Here is an 18036-nt window from a genome sequence, read left to right as displayed (position 1 = left end):
TTCAACACCACATTCCGCGGGCGTCCAGTCCGATCGGCCAATAAGGCATTCCGGTTAGGACGGTCCTTTCGATCGATTTCTCCGGCAGCCAGGCTAAGAGAAAAACCTCGGGCGCGACCCTGTCGGCCTTCTTCAGGGTCTCACCGATATGACAGACTTTCAGCCAGTGTTCTCGGACCGCTTCAACCACCCGGTCATTGGACGACGGGCCTGCCGGCCATCCCGAATACGCTGCCACCAGTCCTTTCTTGAAGTCACCCGCCTCCTTTTCGACAAGGCCATCCACGACGTCGTTCCACCACTCGCCCGCTTCCTCCACCGCATCGTGCAATCTGGCCCTGTAGTGCTTGAACAAGGTGCCATAACCGGGATGTGCCTCCTTGAGGTCGATCTCCTTGGCACAAAAATTCGCATGCTGCGGAATGTCCTTGGGGGACTCCATTAGCCTCTGGAAACCCGTCTCGATATTGTGAACCATGTATTTTGCCGGAAGAGCCACGGATCAGTCCTCACCATAGAGTTCGCCGAAATCGTCCGCTCCTATCGGGATAAACATGAAGTATCGAAAGTGATCGCCGAGCGCAGGATTTGCCTGAATTAGGTCTTCGATGAGAATCGACTGTGGCTTGGCGATTCGGTCCCCTTCGCCAGTTTCTCCCTTCTCCCAAAGGTCCTGTTTAGACAGATGTGGTTCGTCGATTCTTTTCTGATGCTCGTCATTAACGCGCAAGATCTCCAACATATACCGGCGGTAGATGGCAATGAAACGTGGATGACCAGAAAGCCCTAGGGGCCAGCGGTCGTCACGTCCTGTCTTCCCGCGCTTGACGCTGGCGATTTCTGACCACCAGCGCTCCAACTGAGGCAGGAGTTCCAGAACTTCGCTTTCGTAGCTGGAGTAGATGTCTGTGTAGAGGCTCATACCGCACCTATCGCAGCCATTAGCTTGTTCATCGCAGCCTCACCGTTCGCGCCGCCGCAAGAGCCGCCTTGCGACGCCGAGCATTTGGCGCATTGGGGCCGGATGCAGTTCGGGTCGTCAGCCCAGTTGTTGAATTTCTGCCGGCAGGCTTCGTCGGCGGGCGCCGGGTCGCAGGCACCTTTGCAGCCGCCAAGTTTGAGCCAGACATAATCCTGAGGCGGCTGATGGTCAGGCGTCCAGCATTTGCCCCGATTCCACTTCGTACCATTTCCGAAGGTCCCCTGGTTGCGTTTCCGCTTGCAGGACCAACATCCTCCCTGACTACCCCCACGACCTCCAATCTCATCGGCTCTCGTCTGTTGATCGGTTGTGGGATCTCGTCGCTTGAACTTACTCTTTTCGCAGTCTGTGCACTCGTATTTCTCGTCGAAGCCGTGTGCGCTCAACGTGTCTCGAATGACTTTGGAGCGTGCGCAGACAATGTTCTTCGGCGTCGACATGCCGTTCTGAAACATTGGGTGGCTGTGGCAACAAGCGCCCTTGCCCTCCACTTTCACGACGAAAGACCAAAGGAGGAACGATGCGGTTCCCTTGGTCTTGTGCGTAACGACACCCCCGCCCTGTGTGCCACCCTCGTCGCCACTGCTCGTCGAAACTTCCGACACATTTTCCATTGCCGTCGGATTGCCACCGTCAAAAAGAACGGACTTGCTACCGTTGGACAGGTCGGATGCAGAGCATGTGTTGACGTATGGCACCGGCACAGGGCCGGTTGGAGGCGGTGGCGGGCTAAGGCATACATCTATTGGCGCCGTGCCGGTGCCGCCACTGCCTTTGTGAAAAAAGCCGTTGCCCTCCGCGAAGGTCTGGCAGCTCACACGACGTCCCTCTCTTCATGACGGGGAGATCGCATTGCAGGCAGACCATTAGCAGCCAGATCATGAATGTCGGTGAAATGGAGTTCGTGGACTTCCCAGTCGTCGCGCCAGAACATAATAGGGTTTGCTCCTCCCGACGCTGGCGGCGGTAGTCCGCCCAACGCCTCGGAAGCAGATGCGCCGGCTTGCCGCCGTTCGATGCAGGCTGCCAAGATTTCCGTAACTCTGCCGAACCAGGGATCCGCTGGCTCGGGCATGGCGCCCACGGCGACGACTACGAATGGATATCTGCGTCCGACCCGATCCTGGCTCATGCGCCACACACCGGCGCAAGGTAGGTCGCCGAAGATGCCGGCCGGCACCGTGAACCGCCAGGCTCTTGGGTCGAGTTCCCCCTCATCGGGCCGCGCGCGCAACTCCATCGACATCCAGCGGTCCCAGCGGTCGATGAAAGTCCGCGGCAGGTTGGCGGCGACGAAATCGCCGGTCGCCGGGATCTTGCCGAAGAATCCGATGTTTATATCTGCGGCGGACATGAGAACTTCTTGAACATCTGCAGATTGTAGGGGTTCTCGACGCTGGCGGCCTTGAGTTCGAAATCGGCCCACATTCCCTTCGTGCCCAGGCGCAGGCTGTAGACATCGGAGAGCGACGTGCCGGCGAAACGGCCGTTGCGCAGCATCCTCAGCCACGCCCAGCTGCCTGTCTCGTTGAGCATGATTTCGGGCGAACCGTCGATCGGCTGGAAGGCGAGCGAAATGACCCCGGTGCCGTCTTTGCCGGGCCAGGTCATCGGTTGCGGCCGCGTCGCATTGTTGAAATAGACGAGCGTCTGACCATCGAGATTGAGCGTGACGCGCGTGACGTTGGGAGACAGGTCCTTCGGTTCGAGCGTGAAGCTCATCACCGGTCCGGTGCCTCCGGGAAAGAGATCGTCGCGGATATGCCTGGCCTGCTCGAACGCCGCCAGCGCCGAAGGATCGAGTCCGAAATCGGCGCGCCATTTCCACGGCTGGCTGGTGGTGTCGACATAGTTGATCAAATGGTCGTTGATGAAGCCGTCGATCAGTCCGGCCGGTCCGAACAGGCGGGCGAAATCACGCACGTTGACGTCCACCGCGCTGTCGGCGCTGAACGGATAGCGGTCGTTCAGCGCTGCCTGGCAGAAAGGCAGTATGTCCGCGCGCCAGATGGCGTTGAGTTCTGACGTGACCGCCTTCTGCGTCAAATTGCTGGTGTCACCGGCGATTCCGCTAAGCCAGACATTGATGGGGTCCGGCAGGATTTGTGCTTGCCTCGCGACCGCACCGGTCAGCTCGGCGAGGCCGCCTTGCTTCTTGATGGCATCCTGCGGATTGGGGTTGGCGGTGACCGTCTGCAGGACGTTCGACAGCGCGGTCAGCGCGACAACGGCGGCATCCAGTGCCGGCGGCTGGCCGTCGACCTCGGCAATGGTGCTCTTCAGCGGTTTGAAATGTTCGGCCACCAGATTGCCGGTCAGGTCCACCTCGCTGGCTGACCCGGCGCGGGGCAGCAGCTTCGCACCGCTCGTCGCCAGCTTGCCGAGCTTGCCCAGCTTGCCGAGCAGTTTCGAGGCGCCCTTGGCCGCCGCCTTGTCGTCGGCGGGCGCGTCGTCGGAACGCGTCAGTTCTGTTTCCTGAACGACTGCGGTCAGCAGCCGCTTCAGCGCTGAATCGGCACTCGAGAGGTCCTTCAGATTTTCGCTGGCGACATTGAGATCGGTCAATGGCGCGAGCCGCATGTCGCGTAGGAAGCTGTCCCATTGCGCGATGTAGTCGTCATAGTAGAGCTTCAGAATATCCTCGGACAGAGCCGAGACCGAGGTCTCGGAATTCTCCGAGCAGCCGCCGGCGAAAACCGCACGATCGAGCGCCGCCTGGGCGGCGACATCGTCGATGCGGTCGAGAATGGCGTCGTGGAAGCCGGCATAGGTGAAGGCTCCGGAAATGCCGACGCGAAGTGTCTTGTCGGACCGCCGCGCAAACACCTTGCCACCATTGGGGCCGGCGAAATTGGCAGGGATCCACTCCTTGAGCCCGGCCACCTCCGGATCAGCCAGCAATTGCTTGTAGGCCCGCGCCGGCAACGAGATCGTGCACACTGTTTTCAGTGCTTCGGCAACCAGCGCCTGGTCGGGCGCGACATAGCTTTCGTCGACCGCCATGCGGCGGATGGCGGCAAGTTGATGCTCTTCGGCATCGGCGGTCGGAAAGGGTGCCGCGGCCGCGAATTCCGGCAGGCTGTTCACCCACCAGTTCTGGGCGAAGTCGGGGTCCATCTGCGACAGGCCCGTCATCATGCGATAGGTCTTCAGCGCTCCGAGCATGAAATCCGGATCACGGATCTGCCGCCACATGGTCGCCTCGAGCAACGCGACCATTCGCGGCTCGAGCACGTTGCGCAGGGCGTGGTCATAAGTGTCGGTCTGTGCCCGTACCAGTTCCGCTGAGGCCGACGGTCCCAGCAGATCCTGGGGCGCGCTCGGCGGTGCTGTCCGGGCGCTTGCGACCGCGTCCATCGCCTCGAGCGCGCCGTCGATGGTTGGCTGCTGCACCGACGCCGGATTTGCGGCGGTAGCGGTCAGCGGCGCTTGCAGCGCTTCGAATTGGCCTGCCTGGGCCGTGATCGCGTTGCGGTTGTCAAAATAGGACCAGGTAAACAGCCCGCCGGCCAGCAAGGCTGCCGCCGCGCATGCAGCCGCAGCACCGCGCCAGATCCAGGCGCGGCGGCGCTGCGCCAGCGGATCGAACGTGCCTAGGCCGGCTTCCCTGAAGATGACCTCGGTGAGCAGGTTCTTCAGGAAGAAGCTGCGTTTCTCGACCCTCGGTGCGGGCAGGGCCCGCCGTGGCGGCAGGCCGAACGACGACGACAGCGCCGCGGTCAGCCGGTCGATGGGCGCCCCTTCCTGCGTCGCCGATGTCAGATAGAGCCCACGCAACCAGGCGGCCTCTTCATACCGGCTTTCGCCGAACATCGCCTCGATCAGCACCTGGATCGGTTCGGACAGGCTGGACAGTTGGGCGGGAAACCTGAAGATCTCGGCACGGGCGGCCAGTTTGTCCTCATCCTCCAGGCGCGGCACCAGCCGCCGCTCGAGTTCCGTCGAGAGCGTCGAAATTTCGCGTTCAATGGTCTTGGCGTCCACACGCGCATCCAGCGCGAAGGTCGTTCCCCAGACCTGCTCGCGCGCAGCGGTGGACAGGCTGCCGAAGAAAGCCTCGAAACCCTTGATCAGATCGGCCTTGGTCAGCATCAGATAGACCGGAAGGCGGATTTCGAGCCGGTCGTTGAGTTCGGCCAGCCGGCGGCGGATCTTGCGGCCGTGTGCCTTGATGGCTTCGTCGCCCTCCGAAAGCGCGTCGATCGAAAGCGCGACGATCACACCGTTAAGCGCGCGGCGGCCGCGATGCTTCTTCAGAAGGTCGAGGAAGCCCAGCCATTCCGCCGCGTCGACATCGGGCTGGCTCTCCTGCTGGACATAGCGGCCGGCGGTGTCGATCAGAACCGCGTTCTCGGAAAAGAACCAGTCGCAGTTGCGCGTGCCGCCGACCCCTTGCAAATCGTCGGTGAGGTCGATCGGGAAGTTCAGTCCGGACTGCCGCAGCGCCGTGGTCTTGCCGGTGGCCGGCGGCCCAACGATCACATACCATGGCATCTCGCGCAGGAACTTGCGCCCGCCGAGCTTGCGGCGCTTCAGTTCGGCCATCACCTCGGCGAACTTGGCACCGACGGCCGCGACGTTCTCTTCGCCGGGGCTGAGCGGCTTTTCCGCCACGGGTGCTGCGATCTCGGCGACGAACATGCGGTTGGCGCGGATCGCCCGGCGCTGGGCGACGATCAGCCAGATCAGCCAGAAGATGACCAGCAGCGCGATGATGACGATGCGCACATTTTCCGAGGCGAAGGGTTCGTAGGGTCCGACCCTGACGATCGGACCGAACACCCAGATGACCAGGGAAAGCAGCGTGATGCCGATCAGCGTCCACAGCCAGCGCGACGTCAGGACCGCCCAGAGGAAGCGCAGGATGAACATCTCACAGCCTCTTTTCGACGAGCACCTCGACGCGGCGGTTCAAGGCTCGCCCCTCGCGCGTGCTGTCGCTGGCCACCGGGTCGGTGGCCGCGCGGCCTTCGGAATGAACGCGGTCCTGCGGCACCCCGTTCTGCACCAGCATGTCGGCGATCGTCTGGGCTCGCGCCTCCGACAGTCGCTGGTTGGTCGACAGCGGGTTGGTCTTTTGCAGGGGAACGCCGTCCGTATGACCGATCACGGTGATGTTCCCGATCAGCTCTTGATTGGCGAGGATCACCTTGGCGATCGAACCGATCAGCGGCTCGAAGCCGTCGCTCAGTTGGGGCCGCGACGACTGGAACAGTTCGGGGTTGGAGGCCTGGATGATCAGCTTGGCCAACGATACGCTTTCGGTGCCGCTGAGGGCGGATTTGAGATCGGCCGGCGCCCCGGCCTGGAATTCGGGCAACAGCGCAAAATCCACTTTTTCAGGGGGCGGGGCATCGACCTTGGGCGACGTACGGCTGATATCGCCGCGTGCGGGCGGCGGCAGAGCGCGCACAAGGGCGGAAAGTTCGACTGCCTGGCCGCTCAGCCCCATCGACAACCCGATATGGATGGCTGTGGCAACAACCGCCGCGCCGAGCGCCATGACCCAGATAGGAACGATGAAGCGCTGCGGCTCGTCGGATGCGATGACGCCCTTCCAGTTTGGCGACAGCGGCGCACCTTCGGCATCGGCATCGCGCAGGAAGCGTGCTGCGGTCAGGCGAACCGCATTGAGCGAGCGATCGCCTGACCGGCCGGGCACACGATATTTGCCGCGGAAGCCGAGCGCCATGCAATCATACTGCAGCTCCAGCAATTCGCGATCGCGGTTGGGGTGGCGCTCCAGTTCGTCGAGCCGCGTGAAGAACTGCGTGCCGGCATCGACATCGCCGCGCAGCATCACCACAAGCGGCTGGCGCGGCCAGGCGCTGGCCCCGCCCCATGGCGTGTTCAGGGCCAGATCATCGAGCAACGCCGCGACGACCCAGGCTGCCTGATCGGCCCGCTCCATCGAGGACCCTGTCGACATTGCCGTGTCGCGTGCCCTAACCAGTTCCTCAAGCAGCCGGGTGCGCAGCGTTTCCGGGTTCTCCGGCGCCAGTGCGCTTTCAAGCTCCGGCGCGAATTCCAGCAAGGGCGCGAATGCGTTGACGAGCGCGTTCGGGTGAGTGCGCGACCGCTTTACCGCCGCGCCCGGCAACAGCGGCGCCATCGGCCTCGGCGTCGGCGCGCCGGTCAGCCGTATGCGGGTGCGTTCGCGATCCTCCGACAGTCCGAAAGGATCATCGCGGCTCATGATCTCACCTGTTCACCGAGTAGCAGTCCACCTGCGGCTCGCTTGGCAACACGCCCGAAACGCCGATGACGAAGCCAGGAGCATCGAGCAGCGACGCCCAGTGCTCGCTCTTCTGGTCCAGCTCAAGGCATAGCCGATCGCCATCGTAGGGGATCTCGCGCGGCTGGGAATGAAGCGGTTTCAGCGGAATGCCGGGCAAACGCGATTTCCACAGGCCTTCGAACTGGTCGGCCGAACCGACTGTCGCCTGATTGACGAAGATCTTGCGTAGCGCGTCCTCCGACAGCTCCGAACCGACCCGGATGACGATGCGGCTGGCCACCAGCAGCTTCGGGTTGTCGATGCGGATTTTCCAGACATTGGTCGAATGCCGCATGACCGGCAGCGCACGCGATTTCGGCTCGATGTAGCGCAGGCTGAGGATGAGCGAGCGCAGCGCGTCGGCCAGCGCCATGTACGCGGGCCCCGGTGCCATGTGGTCGTAGGCGGGCAACTCGCCCAGCCGCCGCGCGCTCGATCCATAGGTCGCCATCGAGCCGGCGAGCCCGGCAAGCTCCAGGTAAAGCTCGGCCGGATGGAAGACATCCTGCGCCAGCATGTGGGCCAGCCGCGGCCGCGCCGCATTGGCGAGATTGAGCATCAGCAGGTCTTCGACACTTCGCCCCGGTCCGCCCATGACCATCTTGCCATGCGCTTCGGCGATCTGGTCGAGGCCCGTAACAACCTCCAGAAGCAATTGCCGGTACCAGGCCACCGCACCGGTAACCAAGGTCGGCGGCAGGAAGGTCTCGTCCAGCGAGACGCCGCCATCGGCTCGAACCCCCTTGAGGTCGGCGATCGGCAAGGCGGTGTAGCCACCGACGGACTTGCCTGGTGCGAGCAGCAGCGCCTGCGGAACGGCGAGTTCGATTTCTTCAGGGTCCGAACCGCCTTGGACGGCGTCACGTACCGAGACGATCCGCCCATGATAGCGTGCCCCCGAAGTGGCGGCGTGTGCGGGATCGAAGCCGACACCGCCGGGAGGTTCGAGCGGCAAGGCCACCAGCACCGGTCCGGCAGCCGTGTCTGGCGTCACCGGCAACGGCCGCGGCGCGTCCATCATCTCCGGAATGGCGAAAGGTGTTCCGTCCGGGAAGATGCCGCGAGCAGACAGGATGGCGACCTGGCCTGCATCGAGTAACGCCTGGTCCAGCGTCAGCTGCTGAAAGCCGAACGTATGCAACTGCCCGGCCTGCAACGCGCCGCGCACGGTCGCCTCGAAGAAACGATCCTGCTGCTGAAAATGCTGGGTCCGCAGGAAAAGACCCTCGGACCACAGCACCCTGTTTGCATCGCTCATGCCGTTACTCTCTGCATCGAGCTTCCCTTGCCCTGGCCGCTAGGCGGAGATACCGCCCTTGCCAATCGTGACATTGATCGTGAATTTTGATCCCGGCGACACCGACTTGGTCGTGCGCCAGTTCCTGCCGGTGGGCTCGCGGATCAATGCGACGAAGCCCAGCGCTGTCGCATCCGGCTCGACGGTGATGGTCTTGGACGCGGATTTTCCCGGCCCGACGGCGATCTGGTCGGATCCGATGAGATCGCCTGCCAGCGCCGATCCGGCATCGCCCTGCAGGGCAAAGTAGTCGGCGGAATTGAATTTGCCGGTGCTGCGCAGCCGCATGACGAGAACCGTCACCGGCCGGTCGCCGCCGCCTGGTCCAGGGTTCATGCCTGCCCCACCGGTCACATTGATGGTGATTACCGAAGGTTTTGGCGGACCGCTCTGGCAAGCCGCAAGCAGTCCGGTTGCGCCCAGGGCAACGATGAATTCGCGTCGGTCGATCATGTCTCACTCCTCCTCATATGCATCCCGAAAATCGGCGCCGATTTCGCCCAGAAAGCTTTTCTCCGCGCTCTCGGCGATTTCACGATGGCGTTTCTGGTAGAGCTCCCACAGCTTGGCGCCGCGCCCGCCCGAAAGCAGGGTGCCGATCGCGGAATTTGATTTCAGCTCCTGCTCGATCGCTGCTGGCTCAAAACGGTCGACCATCCGACGCAGGGCGGCTTGAACGCCGCGCCAGGCACGCACGTGGTGCTGCGCGAGATCGCGAACCGCGTCGGCGATTGCCGCTTCGCCGGCGAGAAAGCCGGGGCTACGTTCGGCAAGGAGCGTGACGATGGCATCGTCGACCGTCGGTAGGAACTTCAGTGGATTGACTTCGGAAGCCCCGACCATGGTCTGGGCGACACGGGCATTGCCCTTTTCCTCGGCCCGCTTGCGCAGAAGCTGCATCAGGCCTTCCATCATCAGCCGGTATTCGCGGCCGAACTTCTCCATTTCCGCGATGCTGTCGCGGCCGGGGAAATCGGCTTCCTCGACGCCCATGCCGTGCAGGAATGCGGAGCGAAGCGCCTTGTCGCCCGGCTGGGCCACTGCCGGCGGGCGGGCGGGCGTAGCGGCAGCACCTGTCCGCGCTGGGGCCGGGCTATCAGCCGCCTGCCCGGGCAAATCCCAGGGATTGGCGGGTCGCTGGGCGACGCGCTCGCGCTGGCCAGTCGAACCGACGCCGTTTGCCGAACCGGTCGCGGCGGCGGGTCCGAAACCAAAATCATCATTGAAATCGGACGGTTTTCCATGAGCGATTTGGGCTCCACGGCCGAGGGACGGCACGAGGTCGAGGCTGAATGGATCCGTTTGGCTCGCCGCGCCGCCCGGTTCGAGGTAAGGGGCGGCGTCTTTCGCCACAGGCGTCGAAACCGGATCGAGGCTGAATGGGTCATCGAAAGCAGGCGAGCTGCGCTGGCTGGAGGCGGCACGCTCGAACGCGCCCGCAACCGGCTGCTCGAACGGATTCGGCAGATCGGCCGGACGTGGCCGTCGCGGCTCCTGCTCGACCTTGGCGGAAAAGAAGTCGTCACGGCCGATGCTGAGCGGCGCCCGCGATGCCGGCGGCAAGCGTTCCGCAACCGGCTGGCTGGCGGCAGGCGCCTGGGCAGTTGGAGTCTGTAGGTCGACATAGACGACGTAGTCGCCAAGTCTCAGCCGCATGCCGCTTTGAAGGCGCGTCGACTGGCCGGCACCAAGCGGGCTGTCGGAGTCGTTTATGAAAAGTCCACTGCTCGACGTGTCGGTGACGAAATAGCCGTCTCGCCCGCCCGTGATCTTGCAATGGGCGCGGGAAACGAACATGTCGGGATCGTTGATCTGCCAGCCCGCGTCCGCACTGCGGCCGATCACCAGCTCACCTTCGTCAAGCCGGGTCTGCCGTACCGCCTGGGTGCGTGGCCCTTGCTCCAGCGTCAGCAGCAGGCTCATGCCGCGACCCCCGCCATTTCCGGCCGCCATCCGACAATTGTCCGCAGCCGCAGATCGTCAGCATCGCCCCTTTCGGCGGGCCGCGCAAGCCAGGCGGTCCGGCCAAGCTGGACCGCTCCGAGACGGGGTTGCGGCACCGCTTCACGCGCCAGCACGATGCGCAGGTCGACGTCGAGCGATTCCCCGACCATGTCGCGAACGGCGTGCTTGAACAGTTTGAGACGCGCGCCTCCCGGCAGGAAGGCCTTGAACTCCTCAAAGGAGAGAGGGCCGACGCGCAGCTCGATCCTGCTTTGGCGGTTGAAAACGCGCGGGCCGATCGTCGCCCCCCGACCGAGCCCGGCATAGGCTTTTGCGAGGCGGGTCTGCAGCTCGGCTGGTATGGCTATCCAGGCGGCGATGAACTCCTTGATTTGAACCGGCACCCTGAACGCTTCCGCCAGAAACAGCGTCAGCCGCTCCGGGCCGTCGATCTGGCTGGCGAGCGACGCGGCCTGGCGAAGCTTGACAGCGTCGAGATCAGGATTGCGGGTGCCGGGAAGTCCGATCCCGGCCATCGCTTCCAGCATGGCGCGGACGCGGCCACCGACCGCGCGCTCGACCTGGACCGCCGGATGCGCATCCGCCCAGGCCCGATAGTAAAGGGCAATCATGCGGTGCTGGAGGATGTTGACGAAGTCCATGAAGGTCGTGTCGCTGGTCTGCTGCGCGTCGGCACCGGCAAACCAGCGCTGCGACAGGCGGTCGAGCACCCAACGTGTCAGATGCAGCGGCATCGGCCCCTCGGGTCCCAACAGACCGAGATTTGCAATCGTGACTCGGGCCGGTGCCTCGTCGGCAGCCTCGCGGAATTGCACCAGGTCCCGCGCGGAAAAGGCGAGGCGCACGTGCTGGCCGAGCCTTGCCGGCTCGCGGTCGGGGCGTCCGGAATGGCCGAATAGACCGTTCCGCTGTTCGAGACGGCGCAGCAGTTCGAAAAAGTCGAATGCTTCAGACAGACCTTCTGTCCGATCCGGGCCGATCCTGTCGAGATCAGATGTCTTGTCTAGATCAGGTAGCGATTGCCGGGCGTCATCGGCCATGGCACATCCTCCTGTTTCTGCAGTAGCCGCGTACGGGTTCGCACGAAGCCGTTTATTCCGGCGTGACGTGCAAACAGCCGCGCCAGCAAGGCCGAAAGCAGCAAGGTGCTTTGCCCCGCCAGCACCGACTGATCGACATGCAACGTCACTTCGGTGCCGCGCCCGAAGCACATCGGCCCGTCGATCTGCAGCCGTTCGATGACCGACCGCGAGTCAATGCGCACGATCGAATGCACGTTGCGGGCAAGGCTCGGATCGCCGCGGTCGGCATAAAGGTCGAGCAGCGCATGCAGCGGATCGACGCCGCGGCCCTCCTTGGCAAGGCTCAAGAAATTGAGCGCCAGCTGCGCCACCAGTCGCCAGGCGAGATCGTCGGCCCTGGATTCGCCGTCGGCCCCTGTGGGCAGCGCCGCGGGGATGGCCGGCTGCGGCGGACGCAACGCACCGAGCAGCCGAACGGATTCGACCGGGTCGCCGGCCTCTAACGTCAAGGTCGGATTGTCATCGAGGATCGGCAGGTCACGGTTGGTGCAAAGCGCCGCGATGTCGAGACGCTTCAACGGTCGGTTCGGGGGACTTGCGAGTGGCCGGGATACGGCCAGGAAGACATCGTCCCCGGTGTATGACGTGCGGGTCAGGCCGTCGCGGCGTTCATCCTCCGTCGCCCGGCGTGGGCGCCGTTCCGTCGAATAGACCCAGCCGCTGCCGCGGTTCTGCCCGAGGCTGAACAGCTCCGGTATCTCGGCATCGCTGCCTTCACTGTCGGCATCCTCGACGCGGAGAACACGATAAATCTCGAAGTCGCGCGCCCGTGTGCGGTCGGCGTGCAGCACCTGCCGTGTCTTGCGCGGATCGAGCTCGACGACGTTGCACTCACGCTCGAACAGATTGATGATCGGCGTCGCGAAAAGTTCGAAATCCGCCGGCGTCAGGTCGGCGAGTTCGGGCGCCGGGCGGCGGAACAGGAAGATGATCTCCAGTCCGCCCTCGCAGTTGCGCACCACGGGCTGCAGCCCCAGGACCCGGACATAGTGAAAGCGCTCCGGCATGACGAAGTATTCGCGCAGCAGGCGGTACCCTTCGAATGTCGGGCGGGTGCGCGGCATCAGGGCCTCGTCGTCGCTAATGCCGACCATTTCGGGTGCCGCCAAGGGCGACAGCCGGTTGCTCTTGCCTTCCGGCCTTGCGCCAATGGCCACGCAGGCGGCGAAGATCGCATCGAACAAAAGCGGCGCCTTGGTGCGTCCGGCAAAGTAGAGGTCCAACCGGTCGAGCGCCAATTCGTCGAGTTTGCCTTTTCCGGTCCGCGTCAGCGCCAGACGCAGCGCCGCCTCGCCGCCGGTGCCGCCGATCGGCCCTATGCCGGCCGCCGCCAGCGCACTGCGATCCTGAAAATAGCTGACCGAAGTGATTGCTATCGGCCAGAGCGTTATGTCCTGCGCGGTGGAGAAGGTGCAGCGCGTTGACAGGCCAGGTTGCAGACTGGCGACCAGCCGCGTGTTGCGCCTGACGACGTGGCCGGCGAGCATGGTCTGCACGTGTTGGCCGGGTTTCAGCACGGCCATCGCCGTTGCGGGCGCCGGTGTGACCAGATCGGGATAGAGGACATCGAGCACGCTGCGCGAAAATCGCGAGCGCTCGGCGTCGACTTTCAGCCGGGTGCGTGCGGCGAGGAAGGCGACGCCGTCCAGCAGCCGTTCGACATAGGGATCCGGGCAGGGCACAGTATCGAGGGACAGGTTGCGCGCCACTGCCGGATGCATGTCGGCAAATTCCGCCGCAAGGCCGCGGATATGGTTCAGTTCCTCCTCGTAATATTCGACGAAAACCCGATCCATCTCAGGCGTCCCTAATTTCGGTCCGCGCCAAGCCGTTGTCGAGATTGATCGTGGTGCGCAGGCGCATACGTTCCGGTGTCGGCGTCATGATCAGCACGGCATCGATCTCGATCTTCAGCCCTACGGTCTTATCACCAAGGGTGACGGTAACCTTCGTCGCACTTTCCTTGAGGCGGGGCTCGAAGGTGGCGAGCACCGAGCGGATTTCGCGCGCCAGCACGTCGCGGTCAAAGTCGCGGGACGACCGGCCCGAGAAGGAAGGCACGCCGTAATTGACCACGCTTCGGCGGACCTCCGGAAAATCGGCGAGCGACGGTGGATTGTCCGACATCTGCTCGTTTTCCAGGTCGGAAAGCAGCGGTGTGGCCTCGAAGCGCTCGGTGTTGAACAGCGCCTCGATGTCGCGCCGCACCGCTTCCCTGAGCACACGGGCCGATACCACCACACCACGGCTTTCGATCTCGACGCGGTGCTGGGTCTGAAAGGCTAGGCGATGCAGACGCCGTTTCTGATCGGGCGTCAGCTCCGCATCCGCGTCGATGGTCCGCGCACTGCCGGCAACCAGGGTGTCGAGACGGTCCGCGCCAAGCTCGTTCAGCAGGACATGGCGCAGCCCGTCTATCTCCGAGGTTAGGCCCGGCAGGTCGTTGACAAGGCGATCCCACAGCGACGGCTGGACGGCCTCGCTTTTCGCCCGCAGGCTGCCCGCGATCTGCTGCTTGCCCGCGCCGGGCCGCCGAACCTCACTTGCCGACATAGACATCCATTTCGGCTTCATCATTGCCGTCATAGACGAACTTGATCTTCTTGTAGGCGAAGCTGACCGCTTCCTCGATCAGGTCTGCTTCATCGTCAGCCTGCGACATGTCGTATTCCATGATAGAGGCGTCGGTCAGGGTAACGACCAGGTAATCCTTGCTTTCGCCATCGATGGTCCGCCGTGCCGAAAACACCACCTCATTGAGGGCCTTGTTCTCGAACAACGCCTTTGCCAGGTAGGGCGAGGATTTGTCGTAGTGTTTGGTGAACTTGATCATGCCCATGGACACGCGGCCACGGCGTGAGAGCGAATTCGGATCATAAGGTGCGACCATCTTGTAGTCGACGCCATGGACTTCGATCTCGTCCGAGTGGCCGTCGCGGGTGCTGGGGCCCTTGATATCGGGAACCTTCAGAAAGCCATCAATCTTCATGGTCGTGGGCATTTTCTCTCTCCACCGCTTTAAAAAACCAAGATGTTGTTGCTGCAAATCAAGTCTTCACGGACGGCAGTTCCGACACCAGTCGGAGCGAGGCATTGATGCCCTCCAGCTGGTAGTGCGGGCGCAGATAGAAGCGGGCATTGTAGTAGCCTGGCCGCCCCTCCACGCTGTCCACCTGGACCTCGGCAGCGGCAAGCGGGCGCTTGGCGCGCGCCTTGTCGTCGGCGAAGGCCGGGTTGGCCAGCACGTAGCGGTTGATCCACTCGGTCAACCAGATCTGCATGTCGGAGCGCTCCTTGAACGAGCCGACCTTGTCGCGCGCAATGGCCTTGAGGTAGTGCGCAAAGCGCGAGACCGGGAAGAGGTAGGGCAGGTTGGCGCTCAGCCGTTCGTTCGACTGTGCGTCGGGGTCGACCAGCCGGCCGGCGCGCGTTTCGTCGTCCTGCAGCGAATGAGCGCCGATGAAGGCCGCCAGATCCGTGTTCTTACGGTGCAGGATCGGCATCAGGCCGAGCTTGGCCAGTTCGGCCTCGCGCCGGTCGTCGATGGCGACTTCGGTCGGGCATTTCATCGCGATCGAGCCATCATCGGTCGGGAAGCTGTGCACCGGCAGATTGAGCACCGTGCCGCCATTCTCGACGCCGCGGATCTGCGTGCCCCAGCCGAAAAGCTTGTGGCTGCGGTTGATGTTGACGCCCATCGGGAAGGCAGCGTTCATCCAGACGTATTTGTTGTGGTCGCCCTGCACCTCTTCCTCGAAGGTGAAGCCTTTCACCGGAACGGTGTCCGTGCCATAGGGCAGCCTGGCCAAGACGCGAGGCATGGTTAGGCCGATATAGCGAGCGTCCTCGCTCTCGCGCAGGGACTGCCACGAGGCATAGGCCGGGTTGGAGACGATCTGCTGCAGGTCTTGCGGGTTCGGCAATTCCTGCCAGCTGTCCATGCGGAACAGGCGCGGCGAGGCGGCTGCGATGAACGGCGTGTGCGCCGAGGCGCAGATGCCGGAGATGTTGCGCAGCAGGCCGACGTCGCGCGGGTGGTTGGAGAATTCATAGGCACCGATTACACAGCCGATCGGCTCGCCACCCAGCATCGAATACTCGTCCGTATAAACCTTCTTGAAGATCGGGCTCTGATCCCACATCTGGCCTTCATAGTCTTCGAGCGTGTCGCCCAGCTGCTCCTTGGAGATGTTCATCACCCGGATCTTCAGCTTCTGGTCCGTCTCGGTGTTGTTGACGAGATACCAGAGGCCGCGCCAAGTGCCTTCCATCTCGCGCACTTCCGGTGCGTGCAGGATCTCGTTGACTTGTGCCGTCAGCATCTTGTCGATGCCCGCGATCAGCGACTTGATCGATTTGATCGCATTGGACGAGATGGTGGTGCTATCGGAACGCGACTGTGCCGCGAGTGCGAGATTGCGCACGAGTTGCTGCAGCTTCTCGCTGTCGTCCTTCTTGACCTTGAAATCCTTCTCGAGGAGGCCGCTGAATTCGTCGAGGTTTATGGCTTCGGCCTCGGCGGCGACGGCGGCGGTCTTTTGCTGTTCGGCCATGGTTTACTCCCCTGCCTTGTCGTCGTCGGCGAGCGCCTGGCCGGCGATCTTGCCAAGCAGCGGCTCGTTGTTCAGCAGTTGCGCGATGCGTTTTTCGGCGTCGACTCGGCCGTCCATGAAGCCCAGCAGCTCCTCGAGCTGGCGGCGCATCTTGAGGATCTCGGCCAGTTGCGGCACCTGCGCGGCAATTTTGTCGGGAGCGAAATCACCCATCTTGGTGAAGGTGAGATCGAGCGCCAGTTCCTCGTCGCGCTCCTGGCCCTCGGCCTGCGGCAGCGTGTTCTTCACCCGGGCTTTGACGCGCGGCCCGAGCGCCTCCATGAACTTGGGGAAGCGGTTGGCGTCGGTCTCGACGAAGGATCGGTCCAGCACCGATTTTGACGCTTCCTTGGTCTGCGAAGCGCCGGAAAGGTCGGCCATCACCGCCATCACAAACGGCAATTCGATCGTGGTCGGGCTACCGTAGGTTTCCACGTCATAGGCGATCTGCACCCGCGGCGCGCGATTTCGTTCGATGACCTTCGCTTTGCTTTCGGCTGGCATATGCTGTTACCTTTCATCCTTCTGGGCCGTCTTCTTGACATCGGGAACGCCGGCAAGGAGCCGGAATTCCTTCAGCCCCGACGGGGCAAGATCTTCCATCAGTTCAACGAAATCCATGTGCACCATGCGGCGCACGCGCCGTGCCAGGTGCGGTATAGGGCTCGACGGTTCGGTGCGGTCGTAGAAGGCGACGACCAGGTCGAGGCACTTCACCACGTCGTCGCGCGAGGAGATCCGGTCGGGAAGCCCCGTGCTCGAGTTCGAGTAGCTTGCCGCACTTGCCATAGTATCGGCTCCATGACCGTTTCGAGCAGGCATTGCCGGTTCTCCCGGGTTGGGCGTCCTGGCCGAGCCATTCGCCACGGCGCCGGCTGCCGAGTTCCGTTCGAGGGTCGTCAGCAAACGCTGCAGAAACCGCTTTAATTCCGGAACGGGAGCGCCGCCGCCTTCGAGGCGGGCGTTTAGGGCGGTTTCGACCGCGTCAAGAGCCGCGATCGCTGCCCGGGTGTCGGCGACGAGCGCGACCATCTCTGCACCGGCCTGATCGATCTGTGCAGCACATCCGGCACGCACCCGGTTCAACAATTGTCCGTGGGCACTGACCAGTGCGGCCTTTTCCGCCGTGTTCAATCCCGAGGCGGCTTCCTGGAGCATGACACGGTCGTCGAGCGCGCTTTGTTCCAGGTCGCGTCCGCTGATCGGTCCGATCGCGCGTGGCGCAAAGAAAATCATTTGCCGCAGGTTCGCCAGCAACCCGTCCTGACCATTCTGGAGGTCGAGCAGCGCGTTGATACGGCGCAAGGCGGCATCGCGAGGCGTAGCGTTGGACCGCAGGGCCGGATGCATGGTTTCCCAATGCTGGTCGAAGGTCTGCGCAATGAGGGTCAGACCCTGCGCCAGCCCGGCCAGTCCGTCTTCATTGGCCAGCGCACGCGTGACGATGACCAGCAGGCGCAGGTCGCGGCCATGCGCGCGCAAGTCCGCCGCCTTTGCCAGCACCGCGGACCAGTCGACCGGAATGGTGCTTTGCGACGTCGGCTTGTTGTTGCCGTCGTGGACGACCTTGACCTCGGGCTCCGTCAGGCGCTCCAGCTCATGAAAAGCCGGGTCGTTGCGCAAATCCTCACCTGACGGGTTTCCACCGTCGAGCGGACTAAGCCAGAGCGCGGCATCAATCACTCAAACCCCCAGCGACCGACCTCAAACCGTAAGTGACGCGACGTTATCACAAGGTTGCACTTTACCACAATTAAACGACGGCTCAAAAATTAACAGAAGCTAAACGCCACCGCCTCCAGAGTGCCGAAATCCCTGGTGTGGTTGCCGAAGCTGCAGGC

16 protein-coding genes are annotated in these 18036 nt (G+C 63.4%); all 16 read right to left on the bottom strand.

Going from position 1 to position 18036, the window contains the following annotated elements:
* Position 1: 1 nt before the first annotated feature.
* The 16 genes from ACZYHG_RS31470 to tssA are packed head-to-tail and all read right to left on the bottom strand — an operon-like array spanning position 2 to position 17878.
* Positions 2 to 499 carry a hypothetical protein gene (locus ACZYHG_RS31470; protein WP_464611912.1) on the bottom strand — a complete coding sequence of 166 codons (498 nt, stop codon included), beginning with the start codon at positions 497 to 499 and terminating at the stop codon, positions 2 to 4.
* A gap of 3 nt (positions 500 to 502) precedes the next feature.
* Positions 503 to 922 (bottom strand): hypothetical protein, encoded by a 420-nt coding sequence (locus ACZYHG_RS31465; RefSeq protein WP_464611911.1) that lies wholly within the window; start codon positions 920 to 922, stop codon positions 503 to 505.
* The gene (locus ACZYHG_RS31460; protein ID WP_464611910.1) at positions 919 to 1800 is read right to left on the bottom strand and encodes a PAAR-like domain-containing protein; all 882 of its coding nucleotides are present in this window, start codon (positions 1798 to 1800) and stop codon (positions 919 to 921) included. Before ACZYHG_RS31460 ends, ACZYHG_RS31465 begins: the two co-directional genes overlap by 4 nt.
* A complete protein-coding gene (tagF, locus tag ACZYHG_RS31455; RefSeq protein WP_464611909.1) occupies positions 1797 to 2336 on the bottom strand; it encodes a type VI secretion system-associated protein TagF in 540 nt (179 codons plus the stop codon). Before tagF ends, ACZYHG_RS31460 begins: the two co-directional genes overlap by 4 nt.
* Entirely contained in the window at positions 2318 to 5854 is a 3537-nt protein-coding gene (gene tssM, locus ACZYHG_RS31450) for a type VI secretion system membrane subunit TssM (protein ID WP_464611908.1), read from the bottom strand. The genes tagF and tssM overlap by 19 nt, the downstream gene beginning before the upstream one ends.
* A 1-nt stretch (position 5855) precedes the next feature.
* A complete protein-coding gene (icmH, locus tag ACZYHG_RS31445) occupies positions 5856 to 7178 on the bottom strand; it encodes a type IVB secretion system protein IcmH/DotU (RefSeq protein ID WP_027033807.1) in 1323 nt (440 codons plus the stop codon).
* Positions 7179 to 7182: 4 nt separating this feature from the next.
* Positions 7183 to 8517 (bottom strand): type VI secretion system baseplate subunit TssK, encoded by a 1335-nt coding sequence (tssK, locus tag ACZYHG_RS31440; protein WP_464611907.1) that lies wholly within the window; start codon positions 8515 to 8517, stop codon positions 7183 to 7185.
* Positions 8518 to 8556: 39 nt separating this feature from the next.
* The gene (tssJ, locus tag ACZYHG_RS31435) at positions 8557 to 9009 is read right to left on the bottom strand and encodes a type VI secretion system lipoprotein TssJ (protein ID WP_464611906.1); all 453 of its coding nucleotides are present in this window, start codon (positions 9007 to 9009) and stop codon (positions 8557 to 8559) included.
* A gap of 3 nt (positions 9010 to 9012) precedes the next feature.
* Positions 9013 to 10479, bottom strand: a complete 1467-nt coding sequence (gene tagH / locus ACZYHG_RS31430) for a type VI secretion system-associated FHA domain protein TagH (RefSeq protein WP_464611905.1) — start codon at positions 10477 to 10479, stop codon at positions 9013 to 9015.
* A complete protein-coding gene (gene tssG / locus ACZYHG_RS31425) occupies positions 10476 to 11561 on the bottom strand; it encodes a type VI secretion system baseplate subunit TssG (RefSeq protein ID WP_464611904.1) in 1086 nt (361 codons plus the stop codon). The genes tagH and tssG overlap by 4 nt, the downstream gene beginning before the upstream one ends.
* Entirely contained in the window at positions 11525 to 13399 is a 1875-nt protein-coding gene (tssF, locus tag ACZYHG_RS31420; protein ID WP_464611903.1) for a type VI secretion system baseplate subunit TssF, read from the bottom strand. The genes tssG and tssF overlap by 37 nt, the downstream gene beginning before the upstream one ends.
* 1 nt (position 13400) lies before the next feature.
* Complete coding sequence (gene tssE, locus ACZYHG_RS31415) at positions 13401 to 14156, bottom strand: type VI secretion system baseplate subunit TssE (protein WP_464614835.1); 756 nt, start codon at positions 14154 to 14156, stop codon at positions 13401 to 13403.
* Positions 14143 to 14604 carry an Hcp family type VI secretion system effector gene (locus tag ACZYHG_RS31410; protein ID WP_032926026.1) on the bottom strand — a complete coding sequence of 154 codons (462 nt, stop codon included), beginning with the start codon at positions 14602 to 14604 and terminating at the stop codon, positions 14143 to 14145. Before ACZYHG_RS31410 ends, tssE begins: the two co-directional genes overlap by 14 nt.
* A 46-nt stretch (positions 14605 to 14650) precedes the next feature.
* Positions 14651 to 16156, bottom strand: a complete 1506-nt coding sequence (gene tssC, locus ACZYHG_RS31405) for a type VI secretion system contractile sheath large subunit (RefSeq protein ID WP_464611902.1) — start codon at positions 16154 to 16156, stop codon at positions 14651 to 14653.
* A 3-nt stretch (positions 16157 to 16159) separates the two neighbouring features.
* On the bottom strand, positions 16160 to 16699 hold the full coding sequence (gene tssB / locus ACZYHG_RS31400; RefSeq protein WP_027033816.1) for a type VI secretion system contractile sheath small subunit: 540 nt from the start codon (positions 16697 to 16699) through the stop codon (positions 16160 to 16162).
* 6 nt (positions 16700 to 16705) lie between these two features.
* Positions 16706 to 17878 (bottom strand): type VI secretion system protein TssA, encoded by a 1173-nt coding sequence (tssA, locus tag ACZYHG_RS31395; RefSeq protein ID WP_464611901.1) that lies wholly within the window; start codon positions 17876 to 17878, stop codon positions 16706 to 16708.
* Between the last annotated feature and the right edge of the window lie 158 nt (positions 17879 to 18036).

Source organism: Mesorhizobium subarcticum (genome assembly GCF_055456085.1).
The sequence above is the reverse complement of the archived record's forward strand: the minus strand, read 5'-3'. Positions and strand labels throughout refer to the sequence as shown.

Coding starts and splice junctions, on each gene's coding strand:
- ACZYHG_RS31465 (WP_464611911.1), bottom strand. CDS start 922: ATGAGCCTCTACACAGACATCTACTCCAGCTACGAAAGCGAAGTTCTG.
- tagF (WP_464611909.1), bottom strand. CDS start 2,336: ATGTCCGCCGCAGATATAAACATCGGATTCTTCGGCAAGATCCCGGCG.
- tssM (WP_464611908.1), bottom strand. CDS start 5,854: ATGTTCATCCTGCGCTTCCTCTGGGCGGTCCTGACGTCGCGCTGGCTG.
- icmH (WP_027033807.1), bottom strand. CDS start 7,178: ATGAGCCGCGATGATCCTTTCGGACTGTCGGAGGATCGCGAACGCACC.
- tssK (WP_464611907.1), bottom strand. CDS start 8,517: ATGAGCGATGCAAACAGGGTGCTGTGGTCCGAGGGTCTTTTCCTGCGG.
- tssJ (WP_464611906.1), bottom strand. CDS start 9,009: ATGATCGACCGACGCGAATTCATCGTTGCCCTGGGCGCAACCGGACTG.
- tagH (WP_464611905.1), bottom strand. CDS start 10,479: ATGAGCCTGCTGCTGACGCTGGAGCAAGGGCCACGCACCCAGGCGGTA.
- tssG (WP_464611904.1), bottom strand. CDS start 11,561: ATGGCCGATGACGCCCGGCAATCGCTACCTGATCTAGACAAGACATCT.
- tssF (WP_464611903.1), bottom strand. CDS start 13,399: ATGGATCGGGTTTTCGTCGAATATTACGAGGAGGAACTGAACCATATC.
- tssE (WP_464614835.1), bottom strand. CDS start 14,156: ATGTCGGCAAGTGAGGTTCGGCGGCCCGGCGCGGGCAAGCAGCAGATC.
- ACZYHG_RS31410 (WP_032926026.1), bottom strand. CDS start 14,604: ATGCCCACGACCATGAAGATTGATGGCTTTCTGAAGGTTCCCGATATC.
- tssC (WP_464611902.1), bottom strand. CDS start 16,156: ATGGCCGAACAGCAAAAGACCGCCGCCGTCGCCGCCGAGGCCGAAGCC.
- tssB (WP_027033816.1), bottom strand. CDS start 16,699: ATGCCAGCCGAAAGCAAAGCGAAGGTCATCGAACGAAATCGCGCGCCG.